General features: G+C 43.9%; 27 protein-coding genes. 1 reads left to right on the top strand and 26 read right to left on the bottom strand.

Annotated features, from left to right (window positions below; all coding sequences use genetic code 11):
• Positions 1-6: 6 nt before the first annotated feature.
• From LM917_RS08175 to LM917_RS08060, 24 genes are all read right to left on the bottom strand, one after another.
• Positions 7-2,076 carry a TP0910 N-terminal domain-containing protein gene (locus tag LM917_RS08175; protein ID WP_232697009.1) on the bottom strand — a complete coding sequence of 690 codons (2,070 nt, stop codon included), beginning with the start codon at positions 2,074-2,076 and terminating at the stop codon, positions 7-9.
• A gap of 101 nt (positions 2,077-2,177) precedes the next feature.
• The gene (gene rnhB / locus LM917_RS08170; protein ID WP_232697008.1) at positions 2,178-2,957 is read right to left on the bottom strand and encodes a ribonuclease HII; all 780 of its coding nucleotides are present in this window, start codon (positions 2,955-2,957) and stop codon (positions 2,178-2,180) included.
• A gap of 264 nt (positions 2,958-3,221) precedes the next feature.
• Positions 3,222-4,118 carry a ribosome biogenesis GTPase YlqF gene (gene ylqF, locus LM917_RS08165; RefSeq protein WP_232697007.1) on the bottom strand — a complete coding sequence of 299 codons (897 nt, stop codon included), beginning with the start codon at positions 4,116-4,118 and terminating at the stop codon, positions 3,222-3,224.
• Positions 4,119-4,170: 52 nt separating this feature from the next.
• Positions 4,171-4,731 (bottom strand): signal peptidase I, encoded by a 561-nt coding sequence (lepB, locus tag LM917_RS08160; protein WP_232697006.1) that lies wholly within the window; start codon positions 4,729-4,731, stop codon positions 4,171-4,173.
• Positions 4,732-4,933: 202 nt separating this feature from the next.
• Positions 4,934-5,281, bottom strand: a complete 348-nt coding sequence (gene rplS, locus LM917_RS08155; protein ID WP_232697005.1) for a 50S ribosomal protein L19 — start codon at positions 5,279-5,281, stop codon at positions 4,934-4,936.
• A 255-nt stretch (positions 5,282-5,536) separates the two neighbouring features.
• The gene (trmD, locus tag LM917_RS08150; RefSeq protein ID WP_232697004.1) at positions 5,537-6,286 is read right to left on the bottom strand and encodes a tRNA (guanosine(37)-N1)-methyltransferase TrmD; all 750 of its coding nucleotides are present in this window, start codon (positions 6,284-6,286) and stop codon (positions 5,537-5,539) included.
• A gap of 14 nt (positions 6,287-6,300) precedes the next feature.
• The gene (gene rimM, locus LM917_RS08145; protein WP_232697170.1) at positions 6,301-6,813 is read right to left on the bottom strand and encodes a ribosome maturation factor RimM; all 513 of its coding nucleotides are present in this window, start codon (positions 6,811-6,813) and stop codon (positions 6,301-6,303) included.
• 9 nt (positions 6,814-6,822) lie between these two features.
• Positions 6,823-7,239 carry a YlqD family protein gene (locus LM917_RS08140; RefSeq protein ID WP_232697003.1) on the bottom strand — a complete coding sequence of 139 codons (417 nt, stop codon included), beginning with the start codon at positions 7,237-7,239 and terminating at the stop codon, positions 6,823-6,825.
• Between the two features lie 101 nt (positions 7,240-7,340).
• Positions 7,341-7,568 carry a KH domain-containing protein gene (locus tag LM917_RS08135; RefSeq protein WP_232697002.1) on the bottom strand — a complete coding sequence of 76 codons (228 nt, stop codon included), beginning with the start codon at positions 7,566-7,568 and terminating at the stop codon, positions 7,341-7,343.
• A 21-nt stretch (positions 7,569-7,589) separates the two neighbouring features.
• Positions 7,590-7,865: a 30S ribosomal protein S16 gene (gene rpsP / locus LM917_RS08130; protein ID WP_232697001.1), complete on the bottom strand. Its 276-nt coding sequence runs from the start codon at positions 7,863-7,865 to the stop codon at positions 7,590-7,592.
• Between the two features lie 104 nt (positions 7,866-7,969).
• Entirely contained in the window at positions 7,970-9,412 is a 1,443-nt protein-coding gene (gene ffh / locus LM917_RS08125) for a signal recognition particle protein (RefSeq protein ID WP_232697000.1), read from the bottom strand.
• An 11-nt stretch (positions 9,413-9,423) separates the two neighbouring features.
• Entirely contained in the window at positions 9,424-9,762 is a 339-nt protein-coding gene (locus LM917_RS08120; RefSeq protein WP_232696999.1) for a putative DNA-binding protein, read from the bottom strand.
• Positions 9,763-9,967: 205 nt separating this feature from the next.
• A complete protein-coding gene (ftsY, locus tag LM917_RS08115) occupies positions 9,968-11,008 on the bottom strand; it encodes a signal recognition particle-docking protein FtsY (RefSeq protein WP_232696998.1) in 1,041 nt (346 codons plus the stop codon).
• A gap of 61 nt (positions 11,009-11,069) precedes the next feature.
• Positions 11,070-14,642 (bottom strand): chromosome segregation protein SMC, encoded by a 3,573-nt coding sequence (gene smc / locus LM917_RS08110; protein WP_232696997.1) that lies wholly within the window; start codon positions 14,640-14,642, stop codon positions 11,070-11,072.
• Between the two features lie 193 nt (positions 14,643-14,835).
• Positions 14,836-15,498 carry a ribonuclease III gene (gene rnc, locus LM917_RS08105; protein ID WP_232697169.1) on the bottom strand — a complete coding sequence of 221 codons (663 nt, stop codon included), beginning with the start codon at positions 15,496-15,498 and terminating at the stop codon, positions 14,836-14,838.
• Positions 15,499-15,555: 57 nt separating this feature from the next.
• Positions 15,556-16,797 (bottom strand): beta-ketoacyl-ACP synthase II, encoded by a 1,242-nt coding sequence (gene fabF, locus LM917_RS08100; RefSeq protein ID WP_232696996.1) that lies wholly within the window; start codon positions 16,795-16,797, stop codon positions 15,556-15,558.
• A 126-nt stretch (positions 16,798-16,923) separates the two neighbouring features.
• Positions 16,924-17,157: an acyl carrier protein gene (gene acpP, locus LM917_RS08095; protein WP_232696995.1), complete on the bottom strand. Its 234-nt coding sequence runs from the start codon at positions 17,155-17,157 to the stop codon at positions 16,924-16,926.
• A 53-nt stretch (positions 17,158-17,210) separates the two neighbouring features.
• Positions 17,211-17,951, bottom strand: a complete 741-nt coding sequence (fabG, locus tag LM917_RS08090; protein ID WP_232696994.1) for a 3-oxoacyl-[acyl-carrier-protein] reductase — start codon at positions 17,949-17,951, stop codon at positions 17,211-17,213.
• Positions 17,945-18,892: an ACP S-malonyltransferase gene (fabD, locus tag LM917_RS08085; RefSeq protein ID WP_232696993.1), complete on the bottom strand. Its 948-nt coding sequence runs from the start codon at positions 18,890-18,892 to the stop codon at positions 17,945-17,947. Before fabD ends, fabG begins: the two co-directional genes overlap by 7 nt.
• Positions 18,893-18,932: 40 nt before the next feature.
• Positions 18,933-19,943, bottom strand: coding sequence for a beta-ketoacyl-ACP synthase III (locus tag LM917_RS08080; RefSeq protein WP_232696992.1), 1,011 nt, complete (start codon positions 19,941-19,943; stop codon positions 18,933-18,935).
• Positions 19,940-20,953, bottom strand: a complete 1,014-nt coding sequence (plsX, locus tag LM917_RS08075) for a phosphate acyltransferase PlsX (protein ID WP_232696991.1) — start codon at positions 20,951-20,953, stop codon at positions 19,940-19,942. Before plsX ends, LM917_RS08080 begins: the two co-directional genes overlap by 4 nt.
• A 53-nt stretch (positions 20,954-21,006) precedes the next feature.
• On the bottom strand, positions 21,007-21,591 hold the full coding sequence (gene fapR / locus LM917_RS08070; protein ID WP_232696990.1) for a transcription factor FapR: 585 nt from the start codon (positions 21,589-21,591) through the stop codon (positions 21,007-21,009).
• Between the two features lie 789 nt (positions 21,592-22,380).
• On the bottom strand, positions 22,381-22,551 hold the full coding sequence (rpmF, locus tag LM917_RS08065; RefSeq protein ID WP_232696989.1) for a 50S ribosomal protein L32: 171 nt from the start codon (positions 22,549-22,551) through the stop codon (positions 22,381-22,383).
• Positions 22,552-22,741: 190 nt separating this feature from the next.
• Positions 22,742-23,260 (bottom strand): YceD family protein, encoded by a 519-nt coding sequence (locus LM917_RS08060; protein ID WP_232696988.1) that lies wholly within the window; start codon positions 23,258-23,260, stop codon positions 22,742-22,744.
• Between the two features lie 170 nt (positions 23,261-23,430).
• On the opposite strand from LM917_RS08060, the gene LM917_RS08055 reads away from it, so the two are divergent.
• Entirely contained in the window at positions 23,431-24,675 is a 1,245-nt protein-coding gene (locus LM917_RS08055; RefSeq protein ID WP_232696987.1) for a nucleotidyltransferase, read from the top strand.
• Here the strand turns inward: LM917_RS08055 and LM917_RS08050 are convergent.
• Both LM917_RS08050 and LM917_RS08045 read right to left on the bottom strand, forming a co-directional pair.
• Entirely contained in the window at positions 24,641-25,741 is a 1,101-nt protein-coding gene (locus tag LM917_RS08050; RefSeq protein ID WP_232696986.1) for a SepM family pheromone-processing serine protease, read from the bottom strand. The two genes, LM917_RS08055 and LM917_RS08050, sit on opposite strands and share 35 nt — an antisense overlap.
• A complete protein-coding gene (locus LM917_RS08045; protein ID WP_232696985.1) occupies positions 25,698-26,531 on the bottom strand; it encodes a patatin-like phospholipase family protein in 834 nt (277 codons plus the stop codon). Before LM917_RS08045 ends, LM917_RS08050 begins: the two co-directional genes overlap by 44 nt.
• Positions 26,532-26,619 lie beyond the last annotated feature (88 nt).

Below are 26,619 nucleotides of genomic sequence, written 5' to 3'. Positions count from 1 at the left end.
CCCCGATCAAATCCGAAAATCTACTCCTTTATAGGCAGGAGTGCTTGCCCGCTCCTTATCAAATAAAGGACGAAGGGCCCCAGATTCCGTACCTGGCATGGGCTGAACTCGTAAAATTGACAATTGATATCCCGCATCATGCAGTTGTCTCTGAAGAGTTTCCCTCTCAGCTGTCACCATTTGTTCCAGCCATTCCTGATTATTGTAAACCTGTATATTTGCAATTTTATTAACGATATTTACATCTACCATGGTGAAACCCAACATTTGTAGATCAAGCTGGAATACCAATCGGCAATTGTTAGAATCCAAATTCCCATTCTTCTGCTTCCTTGCTTCGACATGTACAAATGCCGTCTCTTCACCGCTACCATCTGGTGTCTTCAGTGGTATCTGCATCATCACGTGAGTTAAGGGTTGAGATTGCTGAGAAGTGGCAAGCATCAACTGCTGTCCTGTAATCTGTTGTAACAAGGTATCTGCGGCTTCTTTCATTGCAGCTGGTAATGCATGCGTTGATTGCGTGATGTGTAAAAGAAGCTGCTTTATGGTTTGCAATCGTTCACCCGAATCGTTACCATCTGCTACTCCATGCAATAAAGAACGCTCCATCCCCATTCCTAACATTTCTAATTTTTGTTGTAAGACGGGGATGTTACTCTTTTGCACCTCTTGCCCTTGTTGGGCAGCTTGCCTAAGTATCTGGCTGTTTGAAGGTGCTGAAGAATTTCCTTCTGCTCCCCCACTATTTGAAAGCAAAGGATTAAATCCATTTGCAAGCTGGTTGGGCGTAGTCAGATTGCTCGTGCCATTTTGAGTACCAGCCTGATTATTCATTTGACTTATTGCTGGTTGATTCTGCTGTTGATGATCCGCTGGTTGTACTGAATTTGTTATTGAAGAACTGCTTCCTTGTGCACTGAAAGGAGTGTTACCTTTATTTTCAGATGGATTCATTCCACTATTCAAGGGCGAGCCAGCTACTCCGTCTAAAGATCTGGCAGATAATAAATGAGCAGGAGTGCCCCCAGTCGCATTATTTAACCCTGCAACATTTCCAGAGAGGTTAGCTGTCACATTACTTATAGGTCCTCCCTCAGTTAATATCCCTTGTGTCTGGGGGAATCCATTAGGTGATTGATTTTGACCTATAGATTGTCCTAGTGTATTACCTGTAAGCCTTCCTGCCAAATTCTGTGGGCTACTGCTCTGCACGACAGTATTGCCGATAGGAGATGTCGTTCCTGGTTGAGCTTGTATAGGTCGTCCATTTACCTGATTGGAATCACTCTTCACGTGTAGATCTGATACCTGAAGAGGAAGTGAAGTAAGTAATTGTTTCAACGTATTCAATGTTCCTAAGAGAGAGTTAGGAGCACCTTGTTGTGCGCTAGAACCTGCGGACTGACTAGGTTGCGCAATTTGTTGCTGTCCCTGCCCTTGCCCCAGAGTTTGTCCTTGCGTCTGTACACCAGAAGCATTACCGGTATTCTCATTCCCAATAAATTGATTGAGTAGCTGTAACAGATTTTGCATATTTGTGGTAATCTGATTCCCTAGTAAAAATGAGCGGAGTGCCATTACAACGGTAGAGGACAAAGGTAATTGTCGTTGCAAAGCTGTCTGTATTGCTGACAATACTTCTTCTCCACCTCCGTGTGCTTTAATGATGGCACCAACCTGCATCACTGATTCTCTTGTGACTGGCAGATTTTTATCAACAAGGAATTGCATGGCTTCCTTCCATTCAGCTCGAATTGGTAGTCCAAATGAACGTAGCAATCCTTCGATACTTGCTTCTTTTCCCATGGACTGTGCTTCTGTCTGAACGACCTTTAACGTGATTGGCTCAGTACTATTTTGTACTTGCATCCAGGCTTGTTGTCCTGGTTCAAGCTGCGTTTCCATTCGTGCAACAACCTGCATGCCACCCATCTGTACGACAGCAGAGTGATCGGGCAAAATTTTTACTACAGTACCCTTGACCAATTGATTCGGGGTAAGCTCAAGTTGTTTCGTTCCACTCGTCTGGGCCTTACTCCAGATGTTTGAGATCAATTCTCCAGCTCGCAACACGCTTACATCCCTCCTTTTTATGTGAAACTACTACAGACCATATTCATATCTTCAATGAACAAAAATCTACTTTTCTTGGCCTAGAGGAAATTATCTATGATCTACAACGATATCAATTCCTTAACTCCCCCAAAGCTTTTCCGGTGAATGGGGGAAGGACCATATGTACGAAGCGCATGTAAATGTTCTGCCGTGCCATATCCCGCATGTTGAGCAAATCCATATTCAGGGTAGGTCAGTGCATACTCCTGCATAAGTCTGTCCCTCGTAACCTTGGCTATAATCGAAGCGGCAGCAATTGAAACGCTTTTGCCGTCGCCACCTATTAAAGAGATTTGTTCATAAGGTAGTTTTGCTAAATGGACTGCATCGATAAGACAAGCATCAATCGAAACACCCAGATTAGTAACCGCTTCATACATGGCTTCCTTGGTAGCTTCCAGGATATTAATCTCATCAATACGCTCTGACGATACATTCCCTATCCCTACCGACAAAGCATCTCTCATAATAACCTCGTAATATGCCTCACGTAGCGCAGGAGGGACCTTTTTAGAGTCGTTTAGTCCTGGTAAATAAAAATCTGCTGGAAGGGAGACCGCAGCAGCTACCACTGGTCCTGCCAACGGACCTCTTCCCACCTCGTCTATGCCTACTACAATGCTTTTTCCTTGTTCCCAGTAGGCTTTTTCATACTGAGTCATCGTATCCCATAGGGCTTTTTGCTGAGCTTGCTTTTTTTCTTGGGCTTCTAACTTGCGCAGCAGATCTTGCACCCCTTTTCGCTGATCGGAAGAGAGTGCTGATCGCAGTTCATCTGTGACGTTATTCTCAGCAAGTATAGCTCTTATTTGTTGTATCGACATCTCATTGATATTCATTGATAGGACTCCTGTTATCTTTTCTCGAATTTTGCTTTATACGTTATTGTAGCGCATGATAGAACCTCTGACAAAAAAGCTTTTTGGGAACGTTATAGATTTTGTTGCTGATTAATAAGAAAAACTTCTATCGAAGTCTTTTCGAAGAAGCTGGTCCTTCCTTAGCGGATGTTTTTCATGCGTATCAGCGTGAGAAGCTCTGAAGTTTATATTTTCTGATACAGTAAAAAAACCTTCCCCATATCAATGAGAAAGGTTGCAATACTATTCGTCATAAATGGAACGCGGTTTACCAATTGGTACTTCCATTTCCCAATCAAGCGGGCGCTCCAATGATACTTCTCCCAGTTTTCCAGATCGTAGTTCACGCAGGAACAGCTCAGCGGCTTTATCATAATCAATGTGTCCACCTGATGCCATACATCCACGTTTTTTCCCGATCATTTCAAGCATTTCTACGCCATCCTCCGGTAGTTCACTTACCTTGAATCGGTCTTGTAAACGTTCCGGATAGTAATGCATCATATAACGTACTGCAAAAAGAGCAACTTCTCCAAAATCGATTAACTCATCCTTAATTGCACCACTTGCTGCTAAGCGCAATCCTACCATCTGATCTTCAAACTTAGGCCACAAGATACCTGGTGTATCGAGCAGTTCGAGTGTATCGCCCATTTTTACCCATTGCTGCGATTTAGTAACAGCAGGTCTGTCACCTGTTTGGGCTACCGACCGCTTCGCTAGTCTGTTAATGAGAGAAGACTTCCCTACATTCGGTATACCCAGAATCATGATGCGTACGGCTCTGGCCTGCATACCTTTGTCCGTCCGTTTCTGAAGCATTTCGGAAGCTAATTCCTGACAAAGTAATGGTAGCTTGTTAACACCCTTACCTGACAGTGCATCGATTGGCAATGTGCGTACACCCAGTCCCTTAAAATACTGAACCCACATATCTGTAACGGAGGAATCAGCCAAGTCTGCTTTATTTAATAAAATCAAACGTGGTTTATTTGCGACGATCTCGTCGATCATCGGATTTCTACTTGAAAGTGGTAGTCTGGCATCCAATAGTTCAATTACCACGTCAATCTGCTTCAGTTTTTCTGTAACCTGGCGACGTGCTTTCGCCATGTGTCCAGGAAACCATTGAATAGTCATTTCACTTCACCTACTTTTATATCCATGCTGTTCTTATATCATGCGTAAGCAGTTATCTTGTCATACGAATCTGGTCCAAAGGCCAGAAAACGAATTCTGAACGTCCTACGACATTTTCTACAGGTACTGCACCAATATGTCTGCTGTCTTCACTGTGCTTACGGTTATCACCTAGAACAAAGATATGTCCAGGAGGCACTGTCTTAGAAAAATCATCTGTAAGAGGTAATTTACCTTCCTCTTCAGCTTCTCGTTTTTTCTCTGTTAGATACGTTTCTTCCACTTCTTCGCCATTCACAAAAAGCCGATCATTTTTCATCTCAACTGTATCACCGGCAACGGCAATGACACGCTTAATATAATCTCTCTTCTCTGTTGCATGGAAAACAATAATCTCTCCACGTTGAGGCTCTCTAATGTGGTAAAGTGCCTTATTTACCAGAAGTTTTTCCGTATTATGCAGGGTATACTCCATTGATTCGCCCTCGACAATAAACGGGGCAAATAAGAAAGTTCGTATAAAGAAGGCTAAAGCAAGTGCGATCGCAATCGCTTTAATCCATTCCCATGCTTCATTTTTTTTCTTCGTAGTCGAGGCTGCGTTTTCGCTCATGTTTTTTCCTCCTGCTTAACCAGTTTCATCCTCTATTATATATAAGTGTGGGCATCTGTACACATTTTTATGGCACTCTTTTTATTCTTGAAACAAATAAGGACGACTTCTTTCTGTCTGAAGCCGTCCCTACTAAATCTATAGTGTTACATACTTATAGTTGCGGAAAAAAGGGGGACTGCAACCAGCCCCCCTTTGTCTATTATCGACGAATTTCCTTAATACGAGCAGCTTTACCTACGCGATCGCGAAGATAGTACAGCTTCGCACGACGAACACGACCATGACGAGCTACTTCTAGCTTGTCAATTTTAGGTGTGTGCAACGGGAATGTACGCTCAACACCAATGCCGTAAGAAATCTTACGAACAGTGAAAGTTTCGCTGATCCCTGTACCGCGACGACGGATAACAACACCTTCGAACACCTGAATACGTTCACGAGTTCCCTCGATTACTTTTACGTGTACACGTACAGTATCACCAGGACGGAACGCAGGAAGATCCGTTTTCAATTGTTCTTTTTGCAATTCACGAATGATTTGATTCATCTTCAATCTCACTCCTTCCACACAGACGTTCTTACTCGCCTTTCAAACCAAGAATCGAACCTGTCGATTCAAGAACGAGTAGCGGACCGTCGTATTCAACGGGCAAAATGCCACAAGGAATATAATAGCACACCTTGCCCTTCCGTACAAGATTTTTATTCTATAAATCTCGGTTAAAAATAGCTGATATAAAGAGAAACTCATGGTTTTCCAGACATTACTATATCAACCTTATTCCACGACATACTCTGTTCTTTATTCTTCTTCCTTCGTTGCCTCCGAGCGAATCTCTTCTAGCAATTTATTCATCTCTTTTGTTAGCTCTATTTCATCAAGCAACTCTGGTCTTCTTTCCCATGTACGCTTTAACGACTCTTTTAAACGCCATCGATCGATATTGGCATGATGACCAGAAACCAGGATATCAGGAACCTTCCAGCCACGGTATTCAGCAGGTCGTGTATAGTGGGGATGCTCCAGTAACCCTGTTGAAAAAGAATCCGTCACAGCAGACATTTCATTGCCTAGCGCACCCGGCTGTAAACGAACCACACTGTCAATCACGACCATAGCTCCCAGCTCTCCACCAGTCAACACATAATCACCAATTGAAATCTCATCGGTCACTAAATGTTCCCTGATTCGCTCGTCGTACCCTTCGTAATGCCCACAGATAAAAATCAGGTGTTCCTCACGAGCTAGCTCCTCCGCCAGCTTTTGATTGTACCGTTTCCCTTGTGGACACATCAAGATGACTCGTGGTTTGCTCTCTTCACTCACAAGCAAGTCCTCTACCGCGTCAAAAATCGGTTCTGGCTTCAGGACCATGCCACCCCCGCCACCATATGGGGTATCATCTACATTGCCGTGCTTGCTCTTGGAATAGTCGCGAAAATTGGTAACACCGAATTCTACGATGCCCTTCTCTGCTGCTTTTCCCAGGATGCTAGTGTTGAGTACACCTGTAAACATCTCAGGAAAGAGAGTGAGTACATCAATACGCATCAAGACCCTCTCCCTTACAGCAAGCCTTCCATGATATGGCAGATTACTTTTTTATTTTGTACATCAACTTGCTTAATGCAATCATCAATATACGGCAACAAAATTTCTTTACCGCCTTTTCCTTTTACAACCCAGACATCGTTTGCTCCCGGTTGCAGTACTTCTTTAATTGTACCAAGAAGCTCTCCCTCATCTGTAAACACTTCACAACCGATCAGCTGATGAATATAAAATTCGTCTTCATCTAGCTCAATCAGGTCGGTTTCAGGTACTCTCAAGTCTCCACCTTTTAATTTTTCCACATCATTAATCGTTGGATAGCCTTTAAAAGTCAGGATAAAAAATTCTTTATGTTCACGAAAGGAAGCTACTTCAAGTTCAATCGGCTGATTTTGTTTTTCAAGAAACAGCAATAGCTTGTTCCCTTTTTTAAAACGAATGTCAGGAAAATCAGTTGTGGAGACTACCCGAACTTCCCCACGTAAACCTTGCGTGTTTACCAGTTTTCCCACTGTATAATATTTCATTTGCGTCACTTATTTCGAGCCTCCTTGGCGAATTTCCACCACAATGCCATCCTTGATGACGATCTCTGCCTCTCCTACTCGTTCTTTCCAGACATCCCCTACCTGTACAGGTACAAAACTTTTCAGCGTTTGATAATGGAGTTCACTGCCCTCTGGCAGCTTGTCTAACTGTTCGAGTTGAAACTGCAACGTAGATAATTTATCACGCAAGCCCTGTTCCTCTTTTTCCAGATGCTCCTGAACAAGGCGCAAGCCATCAGCAGAACGCTTCTCTGCTTCTGCCAACAGCTTTTTGCGTTGAAAAAGCCATTGCTCCATTTGCATATGTACAAGCTGGGCTTTATTCAGATATTCTTCCCGTAATGTCTCTTTTGTTTTCTCTGTCAAAATAATAATCACATGTATCGCGCGTTCGATGCTGATCATAGGATTCTCCTTCCGACAGTGAAAATGATGTAGTAAGTGAGTTACTTAAGTAAGTAAGTCAGTAGATGCGAAAAAAAGACTGGAGAGTCCCCCAGTCTTTTTTAAACGATTTCTACTGTAACCCGCTTGTCAGCTTGCACTGCAGCCGCTGTTACAACCGTACGCATGGCTTTTGCAATGCGCCCTTGTTTACCGATAATCTTTCCCATGTCATCAGGATGAACGGAAAGTTCGAAAACAAGGATGCGCTCTTTATCCACTGCGTTTACTTTCACATGTTCAGGATGATCCACAAGAGCTTTTGCGATTGTTTCGACCAAAGCTATCATCTAAAGATCACCATCCCATTCCTACTTCTTGCCGAACTTCGCTTCATTTACTTTCGCAAGTACTCCTACTTGGGAAAGCAAGTTGCGAGCTGTATCGGTAGGTTGTGCACCATTCAGGATCCATTGTACAGCTTTCTCGCTGTCAATGTTTACAACTGCTGGTTGAGCAACTGGATTGTAGTACCCAATCTCCTCAATGAAACGACCGTCACGTGGAGAACGAGAATCAGCAACTACCACACGGTAGAAAGGAGCCTTTTTTTGACCCATACGTTTTAGACGAATTTTAACTGCCATGTTGTTCACCTCCTAAAAAGATCAACGATTAACGTTGTTTGTTTCTATATCTGAACTATCGCTTTTAGTATTTACTACTGGTCAGCGAAGAAAGTTCAATATACCTATTTAAATGGGTTAAACGGGAAATTCATGCCGCCGTTCTTTTTACCGTCAGCACCGCCCATGCCTCCAAATGGATCAACAGGGGGCTTCCCTTTAAACGGAAGAAATCCGCCTTTTTTCTTGCTTTTCTTTTTCATCTTGTCCGTCATGCCTGTAAACTGCTTCATCATTTTTTTCATGTCATCAAACTGCTTGATGAAGCGATTTACTTCCTGAATCGTTGTTCCGCTTCCTAAAGCGATACGCTTCCTGCGGCTGGAACTCATCAGATCAGGATTAGCTCTCTCTTCCGCAGTCATCGATTTCACGATAGCCTCCGTACGAGCAAGCTGTTTTTCGTCCACCTTAAGGTCTTTCATGCCCTTCATCTTGTTCATGCCTGGCATCATGGCTAGCAGGTCTTCTAAAGGACCTAACTGGCGCATCTGCTGCATGGAATCAAGGAACATGTCAAACGTGAACTCTCCCTGACGCATCTGGCGTTCCATCTCTTTAGCTTTGTCCATATCGACGTTTTCTTGCGCTTTTTCGATCAGGCTCAAAACATCACCCATACCAAGAATACGGGATGCCATCCGGTCAGGATGGAATGGCTCCAAGCTATCCAGCTTTTCACCCATCGCAGCGAACTTGATTGGCTTGCCAGTAACGGCTTTAACAGAAAGGGCAGCACCACCGCGCGTATCCCCATCCAGTTTGGTGAGAATAACACCAGTAAGCTCCAATTGTTCATTAAAGCTCTCCGCTACATTAACGGCATCTTGTCCTGTCATGGCATCAACTACCAGCAAGATCTCATCCGGTTTGGCAACCTCACGAACCTGCTGTAGCTCTTCCATCAGCGCTTCATCAATATGCAGACGACCTGCTGTATCGAGAATCACGTAATCAAGATGTTCTTCTTTCGCGTGTTGAATCGCCTGTTTGGCAATCTCCACAGGACTTACCTGATCACCCAGTGAAAATACGGGAGCATTCAGTTGTTGTCCTAACACCTGCAACTGTTTGATCGCAGCGGGGCGATATATATCGCAGGCAACAAGCAAAGGCTTGCGGTTCTGCTTTTGTAATAGCTTGGCCAGTTTACCGGTTGTGGTTGTTTTACCAGCCCCTTGAAGACCTGCCATCATGATGACGGTCGGTGGGCGGTTGGAAACTGCCAGCTTGGAGACATTGCCTCCCATAAGCTCAGTCAGTTCTTCGTTAACCACTTTGATAACCATTTGCCCTGGTGTCAAGCTTTTTAGCACGTCTTGACCAACTGCCCGCTCCTTGACGCGTGCGACAAACTGTTTAACGACTTTAAAGTTAACATCTGCTTCTAAAAGAGCGAGACGCACTTCACGCATTGCTTCATTCACAATTGCTTCGTCGATCTTTCCTCTGCCACGCAGCTTATCGAAGGTGCTTTGCAGTCTAGATGCCAAGCTTTCAAATGCCATATGTGCCCCTCCTAATCCATCTCTGACAGTTGGTGGAGCAAGGTAAGCATTTCCTCTTTCATATTGCTCTCATCTGTCGCTTCTACCAGATCCGTTATCTTCCTTACTAACTCTTGACGCTGTTCATGCTTCCTTGTTAGTCTCAGTTTTCCATCATACTCATTCAACTGCTTTTCTGCACGTTTGATATGATCATAAACCGCTTGCCTGCTAACTTCGTACATTTCAGCAATTTCACTTAAGGACAGATCATCCAGGTAATAAAGCTCAAGGTATTCGCATTGCTTCCCTTTTAGCAGAGGAGCGTAAAAATCAAACAAGAGGTTCACTTGATTCGTTTTTTCCAGCATGAAACCAATCCTTTTCGGTAAGATCGGTTGCAACTGTGTAAAGTCTTTTTACTTTACAGAGCCAAGTAATATACTATACAATCCTGCGCCTACTGTCAAGCGTTTTTGTTGACATTGATTTTTTTCTGTGAAAAACGTCTCGACATTTATCATAAAATTGGATGTGACCGATTGCGGTCCAACAAAACGGTCATGACCGTTTTGTTTATTTTTGTTCGAAATCAGACTGGGAAGTACCTTCTGAATCCTCTTCTGCTTCTTCTGATTCTTTGGCAATCAGCCCTGCAAATAACGCGTGAACGAATTGTTCTGGATCAAATGGCTGTAAGTCATCCATTTTTTCACCTAGCCCCACATACTTCACCGGAATATCAAGCTCATTGCGGATTGCAATTACGATACCACCTTTTGCTGTTCCATCTAACTTCGTAAGGACAATCCCTGTAACTCCAGCTGATTTACCAAATGCTTTTGCTTGTGCCATCGCATTCTGTCCGGTAGTAGCATCAAGTACCAGGATTACTTCATGTGGAGCGTCCGGAACTTCTCGTTGCAACACACGGAAGACCTTATTCAGTTCTTCCATCAAATTCACTTTGTTTTGCAAACGTCCAGCTGTATCACACAATAAGACATCTACTTTGCGTGATTTAGCAGCCTGCACGGCATCAAAGATAACGGCAGCGGGGTCTGCACCTTGCTGATGCTTCACTACATCAACACCGACACGATCACCCCATACTTCCAGCTGTTCAATAGCTGCTGCACGGAACGTATCCCCTGCTGCAAGTAACACTTTTCTGCCTTCCTGTTTAAACATGTGCGCCATTTTACCGATCGTCGTAGTCTTCCCAACTCCGTTTACACCTACAAACAGAATGATGTTTAGACGACCTTCTTCTATATTAAGCTTGCAATTCTGATCTTCGTTGTTTTTCAAAAGCTCAACCAGCTTTTCAGAAAGTACTGGCTGAAGATCTAATGCATTTTCAATTTTACGCTTGCGTACCTCACTGCGAAGCTCATCCACTAGCTCCATTACTGTATTTACACCAACGTCTGCTGCGATCAGGATCTCTTCCAGTTCTTCAAAAAAATCTTCGTCGATCTTTTTGTAGCGGCGTACCAGATCATCTACCTTCTCGACCAAGAGATCGCGTGTCTTGGACAAACCATCTGTAAATTTCTGAGTAACCTCTTCTGATTTTTTTACAATCGTTTCACGCAGTTTCTTAAAAAAGCTCACTACACTTTCCTCCTTGCCAGCCTACGCTGGTCACGATCATGTTTACCCTTACTAGTTACGATTACGATGCGGATTCAACCAATTTCTTCGTATCTTCCAGTTTAACTGAAACCAGCTTGGATACTCCACCTTCTTGCATGGTAATTCCGTATAATACATCTGCACTCTCCATAGTTCCTTTTCTATGGGTTACGCAAATAAATTGTGTCTGGCTGCTAAAATGATGCATGTATTCTGCAAAGCGATTCACGTTAGCTTCATCCAGCGCTGCCTCTACCTCATCCAGTACACAGAATGGAACAGGTTTTACTCGCAGGATTGCAAAAAGAAGGGCCATTGCTGTAAGTGCACGTTCTCCACCTGAGAGAAGGGCAAGATTTTGCAGCTTCTTCCCTAGCGGTTGAGCTACAATATCAATTCCTGTCTCCAACAGATTATCTGGTTGGGACAAGATCAAATCTGCTCGACCCCCACCGAATAATTGAACGAACACATCCTGGAATTGCTCTCTGATCTCAGAAAATGTAATCTCAAATCGGCGAGACATCTCAGCATCCATTTCGCCAATAACTTGGTACAACATATCTTTCGCTTCCACCAGGTCTTCTTCCTGTTTGCGTAAAAAGTCTAACCGTTCATGCAAGCGATCATACTCCTCGATGGCGCCAAGATTAACTGGGCCAAGCGCTGCAATCTCCCGTTTTAGTCGATTTACAATCGTCTGTTGTTCTGCAATCTCACCAAGTGGAGGGTACTTTTGCTTCGCAAGATCAAAACTCAGCTCATATTCCTCAGCCAGCTTATTCAGCAAATGATCCAATTCCACCTCATGTCGATTTCCTTTTACTTCTTCCTGGTGCAATTTCTCTTCCAATGCTTTCACCAGTTTGCGAAGTTCTTTTACTTCTATCTCGACATGTTCAAGCGTTGTATACAGAGTAGCTCTGTCACTCCGTCTTTCTTGAATCAGGTTCGCTACACGATCCTTGTCTTCACGAAGTTCAGTAATCTTGCCATCTAACTCGCCAAAGAAAGAGTCATTATTGTCATCGAGGCTATTTAAATCTTGTAGGGACTGATTCGCATCCTCCCACTCTTTTACAAGCGAGCTGCGTTGCTCGATTAAACGCTCCACCTGTTCCAGTCGAGATGCGTGCTCCTGTTTAAACTGCGCTACTTGCACCTTTAAGGAAGTAATCTGTTCAGTCATCTCTTCCTTGCTAGTCACATGGACCTGACGTCTTGTTTCGGCAGTAGAGATCGCTGTTGTAAGCAGATGCTCTTCTTCTTCTAATAGAGTAAGCTGCTTCTTGCAGGCCACCAGTTTATTTTCAGCGTCTGTCATTTCCTTCTGGTATGATTCAATATCTTGATCGAGAACAAACATTCGATCTCGCAAAGATTTTTCTGAGAGCTCCGTTTGTTGAAGTAGACCTTTTAGCTCAGTTTCTCGGCCTCGTAGGACCTCTCCCTGCTCACGCAAAGTCTCTTGCTCAACCTCTGACTGCTTTGCTTTTTGCATCAGGTCTACAATCTCAATCTTCTTCCTTTTAATCTGCTGATTAACTTCAGCTAGGACCGTTTCTAGCTCTTCAGCTTGTCGGTTGCGTCCTAATAAATTGGTTGTGTTCTTCTTGAGAGCACCACCTGTCATCGAACCGCCGGCATTTACCAGGTCACCTTCTAACGTTACGACACGATATCGATAGTTACAGCTTCTGGCTACTCGGTTCGCAATCTCTAGAGATTCCGTAATGATGACATTCCCTAGCATTGATTCCACAACTGACTGATATTTGGGCTCACATTCAACCAACTGACTGGCAATCCCGACAACCCCTGCTTGTCCTCTCACCTGGCGTTCATCTTCCTGTGATAGAGAGCGAGAGCGAATTACAGTTAAAGGTAAAAAGGTTGCACGTCCGAGATTATGCTTTTTCAAGTAACCGATGGCTTCTCTACCTGCTGCCTCATCCTCTACTACTACGTTTTGCAACGCGCCACCCAATGCTACTTCAACCGCAGTTTCCACTTTGCGAGGTACAGTCACGAGCTCGGCTACAGCTCCATGAATACCTTTCATACCTTTTTCACGTGCTCGCAGGATTTCTTTTACACCCTGCTGGAATCCGGCAAATTCTGATTGCATTTCTTTTACCAGTTCCAATCTGGAGAGAGCTGCTTCTCTCTTCTGTTCCAGTTGCCTAATTTCCCGTTCCGCTTCTTCCAACAATTTTTGTTGTTCCTTTGTTTCTCCTATCAATTGGCGAAAACGGTTTAGTGTATCGTTAATCTTCTTCTCCAGCTTGTCCAGATCGGTTGCATGTGCTGCCCCCGTATTTTGGTGGGTCGATTCTTCTTTTGTAAGACGTTCGCGGTCCATTCTCAACCGTTCCACTCTGGCATGACTGGTATCACGTACCTGCTCGACGTGCCGAATGTCATTTCGAACACGAGCCATTTCATTTAACTTCTCGAAGTAATCGCTCTTTAGCTTTTCCAAGTCATCTGTCAATCCACGAACCATGACCTGAAAGTCTGTCTCAGATTTTTTTAGTTGATTTTCAGCTTCCCTTAATTTCACTCTCGAAGCTTCACGGCGATTATCCTCAACCTTTAGCTCTTCTTCAACCGCATACTTTTTCTCTGTCAAGCGATGCATGAGCTCCATGGCTTGTTTCCGGTTTGATTCCAGATTTCGCTTACGTTCACGGAGAACCTCTCTTCGTCCTTCTACCTTCTCTGCTTCTTCACTCACATGCAAAAGCACTTGTTGCAGCTCTTCTATCGATTCATCAATCTGTGCTACTTTAAAACGAGCATCCTCCAGCTCAGCTTCCCGTCTACCTGAATGCTTCATTTTTTCTGCTAGCTGTAACTGGTAATCAGCAACCAGTTTTTTCGTTTCTTCCCACTTTGTATGCGTTTCTTCAATCTGCTGTACATAAAGGGAGATTTCGTGCTTCGTTAGCTGTTCGTGTAACAGCTTGTAGGTTTTTGCTGTTTCCGCTTGTTCTTTTAGCGGTCCTACCTGTTCTTCCACCTCGGAGCGAATATCATAAATACGCACCAGATTTTGCGTGGTTTCGTCTAATTTTTTCTCCGCTTCTCTTTTCCGAGATTTATATTTCACAATACCTGCAGCTTCTTCAAATATCCCTCGACGATCTTCAGATTTTGTACTTAATATCTCTTCGATACGCCCTTGTCCAATGATAGAATACGCTTCTTTTCCGACACCGGTATCCATGAACAATTCCATAATATCCTTTAGCCTGCAGGAACGTCTGTTTATCGAATACTCACTATCTCCTGAACGGTATACTCTGCGTGCTACGGTGACCTCCGAATAATCAGTATCCAGCGATCCATCGGAGTTATCTAACGTCAATGCTACCTCTGCGAAATTAACCGGTTTGCGCGTATCGCTCCCGGCAAAAATGATATCTTCCATTTTAGAGCCACGCAACGATTTGGCGCTCTGTTCACCCAGTACCCAGCGGATTGCATCTGATACATTGCTCTTTCCGCTTCCATTCGGTCCCACAACTGCGGTAACCCCAGGCACAAACTCCAACTCGGTACGATCTGCAAACGACTTGAAGCCGATTAGTTCCAACCGTTTCAAATACATGATTAATCTCCCCTAAAACCTACTTGATACCATGTGTATCCAAATTGCTTATAACTCTCCTAGTTTACCATAGATAGGCGTAATATCGTAGGGCGAGTTGACAAGCTGTTTGAAAGTGACAGCAAAAAAGCCGCACCATTTCGATGCGACTCTTTTTACCTACTTTTCAATCGTAACATCACAAAAGTACGTGTTATTTATCTCCCAACTTTATCAAAGCCAGAGCAGCAGCCCGCTGTTCCGCTTCCTTTTTGGAACGGCCAGCTCCTACCCCCAACTGATTGTTGTTTAATAGTACCTCAGAGACGAACTCCCGATTATGGGCCGGTCCGCGCTCCTGTACAATCCGATAAATGATATCTCCCAGGCTATCCTGTTGAACAAGCTCTTGCAATTGGCTTTTAAAATCGGTTACTTGTGTAAAATCACCTTTATCAATTCGTGGATAGACGTACTTCTCCATAAATAGGAATACAGCATCCAAGCCTTGATCTAGATACAGTGCACCGACAAAAGCCTCAAATACATCGGCGAGAAGAGCCGGGCGTTGTCTTCCACCCGTCATCTCCTCACCTTTCCCAAGGAGTACAAAGTCTCCAAATTGAAGGATCTCCGCAAATTTAACGAGTGACGGTTCACATACAATCGCCGCACGTAATTTAGTCATTTCTCCCTCACTCATTTTGGGAAACATCTTAAACAAGAACTGGGATACGGTTAATTCCAATACCGCATCACCCAGAAATTCCAAACGTTCATTATCTGAAATACGCTTGCCTCTCTGCTCGTTCACATAGGAAGAATGGGTGAATGCCTGCCGTAGCAGGTTTTCATCAGAAAAAGTGATGCCGATCATTTCCTGCAGCTTTTTAAAGTTCACCACTCTAACCGCCTTCCCTTACCAAGTGCATGATTACTCCGTATAGCGTTTCAATAATAACGTTGCGTTATGCCCACCAAAGCCAAATGTATTGGAAAGTGCATACTCTAACTCAGCCTTTTTCGCCTTATTCGGTACATAATCAAGATCACATTCTGGATCTGGATTTTCCAAATTAATTGTTGGTGGCATAATTTGATCACGTAATGCAAAAGCAGTTGCCAATGCTTCAATTGCACCTGTAGCACCCAGTAAATGACCAGTCATTGACTTGGTTGAGCTAACAGACAATTTATAAGCATGTTCTCCAAACAGGTTCTTGATTGCTTTCGTCTCAGCAATATCCCCTACAGGTGTAGACGTACCGTGAGCATTGATATAGCCTACTTGTTCAGGCTTGATATCCGCATCTTTTAATGCTGCCTGCATACAGCGGCGTGCACCGTTACCATCTTCAGGTGGTGCTGTAATGTGATGAGCATCTCCACTCATTCCATATCCAACAATCTCAGCGATGATGTTTGCACCACGTGCTTTTGCATGTTCCAATTCTTCAAGAACCAGGACACCTGCACCCTCACCCATTACAAATCCGTCACGTTCACTATCAAAAGGACGGCTCGCTCTGGTAGGCTCATCATTTCTCGTAGACATTGCTTTCATCGAGCAGAAACCAGCTACGCCCATTGGACGAATGCTTGCCTCCGCTCCTCCAGCAATCATTACATCGGCTTGCCCGTATTGAATGAGGCGGAAAGCATCTCCAAGTGCATTGGTTCCTGTCGCACAGGCTGTAATCGCGCTAGATGTAGGCCCTTTTGCTCCCAATTCAATAGAAGCTAATCCTGAAGCCATATTAGCAATTAACATAGGGATAAAGAAAGGACTTACTCGACGTGGTCCTTTTTCAATCAGTAGTGCATACTGTTCTTCCCACGTGCTAAGTCCGCCAATTCCTGATCCTATGTATACTCCAATTTGTTCTGCATTTTCATCTGTAATGGAAAGCTTTGCATCCTTAACAGCTTCCTTCGCTGCAGCCAAACCAAATTGTACAAAACGATCTGTACGACGTGCTTCTTTTTTATCCATATATTCTTCGGGATGAAAGTCTTTTACTTCAGCAGCGATCTGTGTTGAATATTCCGATGCATCAAATGACTCAATGGGCCCTACACCAGATTTACCCGCAAGCAGGTTCTCCCAAAGGAGTTCCGGTTTATTACCTAAAGGGGTCATTACCCCGCTACCCGTAATCACTACTCTGCGCCTCATATGCATTCACCTCTATATCAATCAGCTTTCGCTTCCTTGCTTACCTTTACTACGTTGTAAGGTGCAAAAAAATCAGTCATTGTGTAAAGGGAGAAGTCCCGCTAAGCAGAACCTCTCCTTCTACCTTTACTTGTGGGAAGATATATAGGTAACTACATCGCCCACTGTTGCGATTTTTTCAGCATCTTCATCAGAGATTTCCATGTCGAACTCATCTTCCAATTCCATAACAAGTTCAACTACATCAAGGGAATCAGCTCCCAGATCCTCTTTGAAAGAAGCTTCCAATTTTACTTTATCTTCTTCAACATCAAGACGATCGATGACGATTTTCTTTACACGGTCAAAAGTATCTGCCACTAACTTCACCCCCTCTCAAGGTATTATACGAGATGTTTCTAGCAAAAACCAGTTTACATGTACATGCCACCGTCAACATGCAAGACTTGACCTGTCATATAACTAGAAGCGTCTGTTGCAAGGAACAATGCTACCTTGGCAATCTCTTCCGCAGAACCAAGACGATTCTGTGGAATTTGACTTAATAGACCTTCTTTTACCTCTTCAGGCAGAATTTCCGTCATATCTGTGGTAATAAAGCCTGGGGCTATGGCATTCACCTTCACATTGCGAGAAGCTAACTCACGTGCAGTTGTCTTGGTTAGTCCAATTACACCAGCTTTGGCTGCCACATAATTAGCTTGCCCTGCATTACCAAGAACACCAACCACGGAGGTAATATTTATAATGCTACCACTACGCTGTTTCATCATCGGACGGGTTACTGCTTTTGTCATGTTAAAAACGCCTTTTAAGTTAACGTTAATGACCTCGTCCCATTCCGACTCTTTCATACGCATTAATAGATTATCGCGAGTGATCCCTGCATTATTTACGAGAATATCAATTTTACCCAATTTCTCGATAGATTCTTTAACCATGCCCTCTGCTTCGTCTACTGTACCAACATTAGCACGAATCATAATGGCATCTCTGCCTAATGCTTTAATCTCTTCAACGGTTTCGGCTGCTTTTGCCTCATTACCTGAGTAATTTACGACAATATTAGCTCCAGCTTTAGCAAGCTCTAGAGCAATCGCTTTTCCAATCCCGCGAGAGGCGCCTGTTACCAGAGCAACTTTTCCTGTTAGCATGATTCTCCTCCTACCAACTGCTCAATGGAACCAATATCCTGCACAGACAGAATTGTTGTTTCCTTTGGAGCAATTTTTTTGATTAAACCTGCTAGCACCTTCCCTGGACCTATCTCCACAAAAGTAGTAACGCCCTGTTCAACCATCCAGGCAACGGAATCTTCCCACAATACTGGAGAAGCCACCTGCTCTACTAACTTCTGCGTGATTTCAGACCCATCGGTAACAGCTCTGGCTGACACATTGGCTACTACTGGAATCTGTGCTGACTGCACATCGATCTCCTGAAGAACGTTTTTCAGCTGATCTGCGGCAGGCTGCATGAGAGAGGAGTGGAACGGTCCACTTACATTTAACGGCAAAACGCGTTTTGCTCCTGCTTCCTTCGCTAATTCACCAGCCAGCCTTACACCTTCCGCACTTCCCGAGATGACGATTTGACCAGGACAATTCATATTTGCTGGTTGTACAGGATGTCCCTGATTTGTTACTTCTTCACAGATAGCAATCAACTGAGCGCGCTCCATATTTAAAACAGCAGACATCGCTCCTTGCCCTGCTGGTACTGCTGCTTCCATAAACTGACCACGTGCACGAACGGTTCGCACTGCATCTGCAAATGAAAGAGAGCCTGAAGCAACAAGTGCAGAATATTCTCCTAAGCTGTGACCAGCTACGTAGTCAGGTACAAGATGTACACCTTTTTCACGCATTGCTTCCAAAACAGCTATACTTGTAGTCAAAATAGCTGGCTGCGTATTCGCTGTAAGGCGTAATTCCTCTTCCGGGCCTTCGAAGCAAAGTTTCGAAAGAGAGAATCCCAGCACTACATCAGCCTGATCAAAAATTGCGCGTGCCGCTTCAGATTGTTGATAAAGTTCTTGCCCCATACCGACAAACTGAGACCCTTGCCCTGGGAAAACAAAAGCAATTTTACTCATTGTAATTTTTCAGCCTCCACACTAAAAGGTAGCTTACTTCCTATTCGACATATTCCTCGGTTCCCCAGACTAACACAGCTGCACCCCATGTTAATCCGCCTCCGAAACCAACAAGAACCAGTTTGTCGCCATCCTTCACTCTTCCTTCGTTAACCGCTTCATCCAATGCAACAGGAATAGATGCAGAAGACATGTTTCCATAACGATCGAGATTAACAACTACTTTATCTTCAGACAAACCAAAACGTTTTACTGCGGAATCAATAATTCGCTGATTGGCTTGATGAGGAACCAATAGATCAATATCATTTTTTTCATACCCTGCTTGGGATAAAACGGTTTCCGTTGCATTGTTCATGACTCGAACGGCGAACTTAAATACTTCTTTTCCGCTCATGCTCAGGTAGTGCATTTTCTGTTCAAGGGTTTCAGCTGTTGCCGGATTACGTGATCCACCAGCAGCAACGGAAAGCAACTTTCCTCCTGATCCGTCAGCACCTAGATCAAAGGATTTAAATCCCTTGTCAGATGCAACAGGACCAAGTAATGCAGCCCCTGCTCCATCTCCAAATAAGACGCAGGTATTACGGTCGGTATAGTCAGTTATTTTGGATAAGGCCTCTACACCAATTACCAGCACATAGCGGTACAACCCATTTGCGATAAATTGAGTTGCTATTGTGATACCATAGATGAATCCCGTGCATGCAGCTGAAACATCCAGAGCAGCCGCTTTAGAAGCTCCCAGTTTATCTTGTAAAATGCAGGCGGTAGATGGGAAAGAATGATCCGGAGTAACTGTCGCTACTATAATCATGTCCAGTTGTTCTGCACTGATATTTGCCTTTTGAAGAGCTTTTACTGCCGCTTCATAAGCCAAGTCTGAAGACGCTTGATCGTCGCTTGCAATACGACGCTCCCTGATTCCAGTACGAGATACAATCCATTCATCCGATGTATCAACCATTTTTTCTAAGTCAGCATTGGTCAGTATCTTTTCAGGTGTATAAGAACCTGTAGACAAAATTCCTACTGAACGTAATCCCTTCATGAATTCTCCTCTTTTCCACTTTCGCTAATCCGTAGCTCTTTTTGAATTAACTCATTCACATCAGATTTGCAAAAACGTGCTGCGGCAAGCAATGCATTTTTAAATGCTTTCGCGTCGGAAGATCCGTGCGCCTTAAATACGGGACGTTTCAGCCCTAACATTGGTGCTCCTCCGTACTCAGCATAATCCAGGCGCTTTGCGAAACGTTTTAGACTCGACTTTAAAATCGCAGCTCCAATTTTATTAAAGAAGCTGGACGTCATTTCTCTTTTTAGCTGACTGAATATCGCCATTGCCGTTCCTTCAGTGTTTTTCAGCAAAATATTACCTGAAAAACCTTCGCATACAAGTACATCGCATGCATCATCTAGCACATCACGCGCTTCTACGTTCCCAATAAAATTAACTGGAGTTTCCTTTAATAAAGGAAAGGTGCTTTTTGCTAGGTCATTCCCCTTCGCTTCTTCTGCCCCTACATTGAGCAAGCCAACTCGAGGATTACTGATACCTAACACTTTTTCCATATAGAGACTTCCCATGATTGCATATTGCTGTAAGTGTGCAGGCTTGGCATCCATGTTGGCGCCTACGTCTAGCACAAGCGATACGCCCCCCTGGATTTTTGGGATCATAGTTGCTAAAGCAGGGCGTTCTATCCCTTTCATTCTTCCAGCAACAAGGAGACCTGCCGTCATTAAGGCACCAGTGTTTCCTGCTGAAATAACCGCATCTACTTCTTCTTTCTTAGCTAGTTCTACCGCTTTTACGAGCGATGAGTCTTTTTTGCGTCTAACTGCCTTAACCGGTTCTTCTTCCGTAGCAATCACTTCTGTTGTATGTAAAATCTCTATGTTAGCTGGTACTGGATTTGGAAGAAACTCACGAATAGCAGTTTCATCCCCCACAAGAACGATCTCCAAGTTAGGTTCGGTAGCAATGGCTTCCAATGCTCCCTCAATAGCTGTACGGGGTGCATGATCGCCCCCCATGGCGTCTAGTGAAATACGCAAAGATGTTCCCTCCTACTTATAGCGCACGGCTATTGATGACAATTCTCAGATGACTATAAGCCCTCATTCTGCTCCTGACGGATGCGAAAGACACGGAATGTAGCAGTAAACACCTTTTCTCCTTGCACTTTCGTTTCGACGCGCACCTTGCTTTCGTCCCCATTCGTAGAACGAACCACTGCTTTGGCAATCAGTTTCTCACCTTGTTTAACCGGGCGAACAAACCGAATGCGAGCTGTAGCCGTTAAAGCAACGTCCGCATCGATCACAGCAACCGCTAGTGAATTAGCTTGAGCAAATATATAGTGTCCGCGAGCAATCTGCGTGCGGGTAAATACATGTTCTTCCTTTATTTCCAAAACAGAAATAGCATAGTCATCCAACTGTAAGTCTATTATTTCGCCAATTACCTCGTCAATTCCTAGCGATTTGATTGGATCCAAGCTTTTTTCTGCAACATGCTTAATTCTTTCACGTAATTCTGGTATTCCAAGCTCCAACCGATCAAGGCGGATCGTTTGAATACTTACATCGAACATCGCTGCCAGATCTTCATCAGTAGCAAATGGATTTTGTTCAAGACTTGAGACAAGCTGTTGCTGGCGATCTTTTTTGGCTAACCTAGCGATATCCGGCACCCCCTTTGGTTATCGTTGTCTTACTAGTTGTTTTTAATACCAGGTACTAAATCAGTATAAGGGAGGCACTCTGTTTTTACAAGCCTTATATGGAAGAAAAACTGAATACCCACCATGAAAAATGGTAAGAAAACTTGGCTTTGCCAAGCCTATTGCGTAGGCAAAGCCTTAGTTGCACTTATGTAGATAGGAACTTTTATAAATTCCTATCTATTAAAAAAGAATCATTTTCTTCCTAGTTGTAGTGGAGAAAACCATCTTCTCTTTTCACCCTTCGCTAAAAGTCTTCGCCCCTTAAGGGGTTAGACTGTCCGCTCCGCACTTTTCATCGGGGAAGCTCAAAACGATGTCTTCACTGTAAGACTTGCTGGGTTTCGCTTCTTTATCCCGATGAATAGTGCTCCGCTGGGTCAGGCTTCGCCAAGACGCTCTGTGTGAAAAGAGAAGCTGGTTTTTCATGCTTTAGGTTTGTTGTATTTTTATTTTTTCACTGAAGCCCTTGGCAGAAGAAGTACATTTTTTGTCTAGAACTATTTAAGGTCCAACCTAGCTACTGGACAAAGAGGGCGGATAAAAAAGTGCAACCCTTGAGATTCTGCGTAGCATTCTCGACCTTTTGCACTTTCCGCATTCTTTGTCCAGTAGCGGACAGTCTTCGCTTTCTTGTTGGACTTTAACGAGTTCACAGACAAAAAATGTGCTTCTTCTGCATGCCCACTAAACTAGTCATTATACTTTCTGATCTTACAAAAAAAAGCAAGGTGACTGTTAGCACCTTGCTTTCTTTGCTTATTGAACAATTTTCTTACCTTTGTAAGTGCCACAGCTTCCGCATACACGGTGAGCCAATTTGTGTTCTCCACAGCTTTCGCATTTCACCATACCTGGAATCTCTAGTTTGAAGTGCGTACGACGCATTCTTTTACGAGTTTTGGAAGTTCTACGTTGAGGTACTGCCATCTTCCTTACACCTCCTTCGAGTGATTATGTCTAATGGTTCCCCATATATAAACCTGGCACTACGCACAGGCGAATGAGCTATGAGCGGAACCGATGTATGTTTGGATGGGAGAGATCTTAAGTCAACAACCCATCTGTTCAAAAATGAAGCCGTTCATCCGAAGATTAGTGACAACATCTTGAAAACATTTTACTCATCATTTTGCCGAAAAAACCCTTTTAAAGCTTCCAGACGAGGGTCGATACGTTCCGTAGAACAGCTGCAGGCTTGCTCATTGTGGTTAACTCCACAGCTTGGGCAAAGCCCTTTGCAATCCTTATTGCAGACAGGGAAAGCCGGAACGGAAAGTAAGAAGTCTTCTTCAAGAATCGGGTCAAGCTTGATCTCTTCACCTGTAATCTCGTGAATATCACTATCCTCATCCCATTCAATATCAGCGGTTGCCGGAGCAAACGTCTCAGTGAACGGAATATGCAGTTCTTCACGATAAGAGGTAAGACATCTCGCACATACAAACTGAGCTTCTGCTTGCATGTCCCCTTTTACATAGATCAGACCGCCTAATTCCTGTACTTCGCCTTTTACCTGAACTGGTGTCAGGTCGCGAATCTCCTGGTGGCGCTTCTTCAGATCTTGTGAATCCAGCGTAGTTTGAAAAGGAAGAGGTTCTCCCTTTCGATGTTGCAACTCTATCAATTTAATATTCATGTTATCACCTCATGCACAACAAAGATGATTATAGCTTTAGCTCTACACCTTTGTCAACCATTTTTCCTTGACACCTTATTGTTCCCCCCGTTTCATTTGCCAGAAAAGAGGAACTTGACTACACTTACAATTACATGGAAGCAAAAACCAGAAAGGATGAGAAGTAATCAATGAAAACCGTGGGTCTCATCGTTGAATATAATCCGCTACATAACGGTCACAAACTCCATTATGAACGAGCAAAGGAAACAGCACAAGCTGATGCGAGTATTGCCGTAATGAGCGGCAACTTTTTACAAAGGGGCGAGCCAGCTATCGTCTCCAAATGGGCACGAACAGAAATGGCTCTCTCCCTAGGTATTGACCTAGTTATTGAATTACCCGTTCCTTTTGCTACTGCCAATGCCGAGCTGTTCGCCCACGGAGCCGTCTCTATTCTGGATCGCCTTGGCGTGGTAGATGCAGTCTGCTTTGGCAGTGAAAGTGGCGATATTGATTGGATGATACAGGCTGCCCGTCTCCTCGCCCATGAGCCGCCTGCGTTTTCGGCTATATTAAAAGAGGGCTTAGATATCGGATTACCTTATCCAAAAGCATATGCGCAGGCTGCAGCAAGCTATTTAGGTACGCAGGGTATTAACGATGTCGCTCTGGATCAACCCAATAATATTCTTGGGTTCAATTATTTACTTTCGCTAGCCAGACTAAACAGCCAGATGAGTCCACTTACCATTCGAAGAGAAAAAGCAGGCTATCATCAATCCTCTATTACTGACGAGCAGATTGCCAGCGCAACTGCCTTACGAAAAATACTAAACGAACAGGGGCACTCGCCAGAGGCTCTCCGAGATTATGTCCCACCAGGCACGCTACAAATTCTTCAGGACGAAAAAAGTCTAGGAAGAGAGCCAATCACCTGGGAGCATTTTACCACACCTCTTTTTCATCTGTTGTTACGGCATTCTCCAAAAGAACTTGCTGCCTTTCATGAAGTAGAGGAAGGAATTGAATATCGCATCAAGCAAGCTGCCCTTCATTCCACTTCCGTTGAACAGTTGCTACAACAGGCAAAAACGAAACGCTTTACCCATAACCGTCTTCAACGTATTTTGCTCAATTTGCTTCTAGGTATTACAAAACAGCAAATCGCTTCCTTTCAACTGAAACAGGGAGCTCCCTACGCTAGAATCTTAGGTTTCAGCCCTGTCGGGAGAGAGCTTCTGCAGCAATCAAAGAAAAATGGGAGCATCCCCCTCTTCACCAATGTAAGAGATGGCATGCACCCGATGCTTGATCTGGATATAAAAGCAAATGCCATATATCGACTTACTCAGCGGAACAGCTTATCCGAGCCATTTCATGAAGAGTATCGACGTTTTCCTATGCAGCATTCTGTGCCACAGTCTTCGACTTAGGCGTAAGCTGCATCAAATATTGAATCGCATCATCTAAAGTCTTGACGGGTACGATGCGCATAGACGTATGGATACGTTTAGCAGCAGCAAGTGCCTCTTCATAGTTAGAGACATCGCCGCTTGTGTCATCTGGAGCAAAAAAGATTTCTGCTCCGGCAGCATCAGCGGCGATCACCTTATGATTAATCCCTCCAATTCTTCCTACGGTTCCATCCGCATACATTTCCCCAGTACCTGCAATCCGATAACCTCGGGTCAAATCAATATCCGTGCGTAGCTGATTATATATTTCTAATGTAAACATGAGACCTGCTGAGGGACCACCAATATTTCCAGCAGAGATATTTACCTTATCAGGCATGTCAATCTGTTTATAATCTTGCAACACGATTCCTAATCCTGCTCGATTTGACTTTCCTCCGTTATCTTCAGGCAGTTGCATCAACTCTAACGAGACCTTCCTCGGTTGATTGTCTCGTAAAAATTCTACCTCCACCGTTTCTCCTGCTTTTTTCCCCTCAAGAAGGAGGAGCAAATCACTTCTATTTCGGACAGGATGGCTATCAAAGGTGGTGAGGATGTCTCCGGTTTGTAATATTTCCTTTGCTGGAAAACCTTCCTTAATCGACAGAATCAATACACCACGATCATCCATTTTTACCTTGTAACCTGCTTTTTTTAACGCGACTGCTTGTGATACCTGTTGTGAGTTCTTCATAACCAACAGTTCGCGCTTGGAATAATCCTCTGGGCTTTCTCCTTCTACTGTAAGCAACCGCTCCGGAATCAAATCAACATCTTTCGAAAAATATGAGTATAGAACCCAAGCTGGATTTGCCTTTGACATACGCACCGTTGTCAACATGAACGTACCTGCTTCATCTTTCACTCCGCCATTTACCGTAATTATGGGAGCTAATTCTTTCGCTGAACCTGCTCGTTGCACATAATAGGGAAGCGGTACATAGAGGCTGATAGCAGTTAAAGCAAGGATAGCTGTAATCAGTAGGAGAAGAAGGTATCTACTTTTGTTCGAGTTGGCTTTCAAAAGCTGGTTGTTGCTCATCCTTTTCCTCCCAATTTTCAATCATTTCTTTTATCTGGTCGACATAAAAAAGAGCCGCCTTTTCTCCCAAATCCACAATTTCATTACAATTGGAATAAGCCAGACTACTGATATGCCCCACTTCTGGACGAATGAGTAAATCAGCAGAGAGAATCCGGTAACGCAAAATCTCTCGCTCCATTACGTCAATGGTCTGTGCGATTACATCAAAGATGGTTGTTACTTTCATCACTGTATCAAAATTGGCAACATCTATTCCAATGACGATATCAGCGCCCATCTCCTTTGTTACGGTTATCGGTACTCGATCGATAACACCACCATCCACGAGTAAACGTCCATTTACTCGCTCCGGAACAAAAATTCCAGGAATAGAAATACTGGAACGCACGGCTACGTCTACTGGCCCTTCACGAAAAACCACACGCTCGCCATTCTCAATATCCGTAGCAACAACGGCTAATGGAATAGCCAGATCCTCGATATTTTTGCCATGAGTAAGCAGGCGAATGATTTCCTTAATCTTTTGACCAGAAACGAAACCCATTTTAGGCATCATTACATCAAGCCAATACTTTCTTTTTAGATTGGCCGCTAGTTTTTCAATCATGTGCGGTTCAATCTGATTCGCATACAGAGCACCAACCATGCTACCCATACTGCTTCCTGCAATAAAATCAATCGGTATATCGTGCTCGTCCAATACTTTCAGGACACCGATATGAGCAAATCCACGGGCTCCTCCAGAACCGAGTGCTAAACCAATCTTCGGTCTTCTTTTCTCTGACATGTCAGTTTTCGCCTCCTCTCCCTATCTTATGTGAACAACCTCTCACCATTCACAATTTGCTTTAAAGGTGTCATGAATAGTTTGTACC

The organism is Brevibacillus daliensis (genome assembly GCF_021245735.1).
Lineage (GTDB): Bacteria > Bacillota > Bacilli > Brevibacillales > Brevibacillaceae > Brevibacillus_B > Brevibacillus_B daliensis.
Note: the sequence above shows the minus strand (reverse complement) of the source record. Positions and strands in the feature narration are given on the sequence as shown.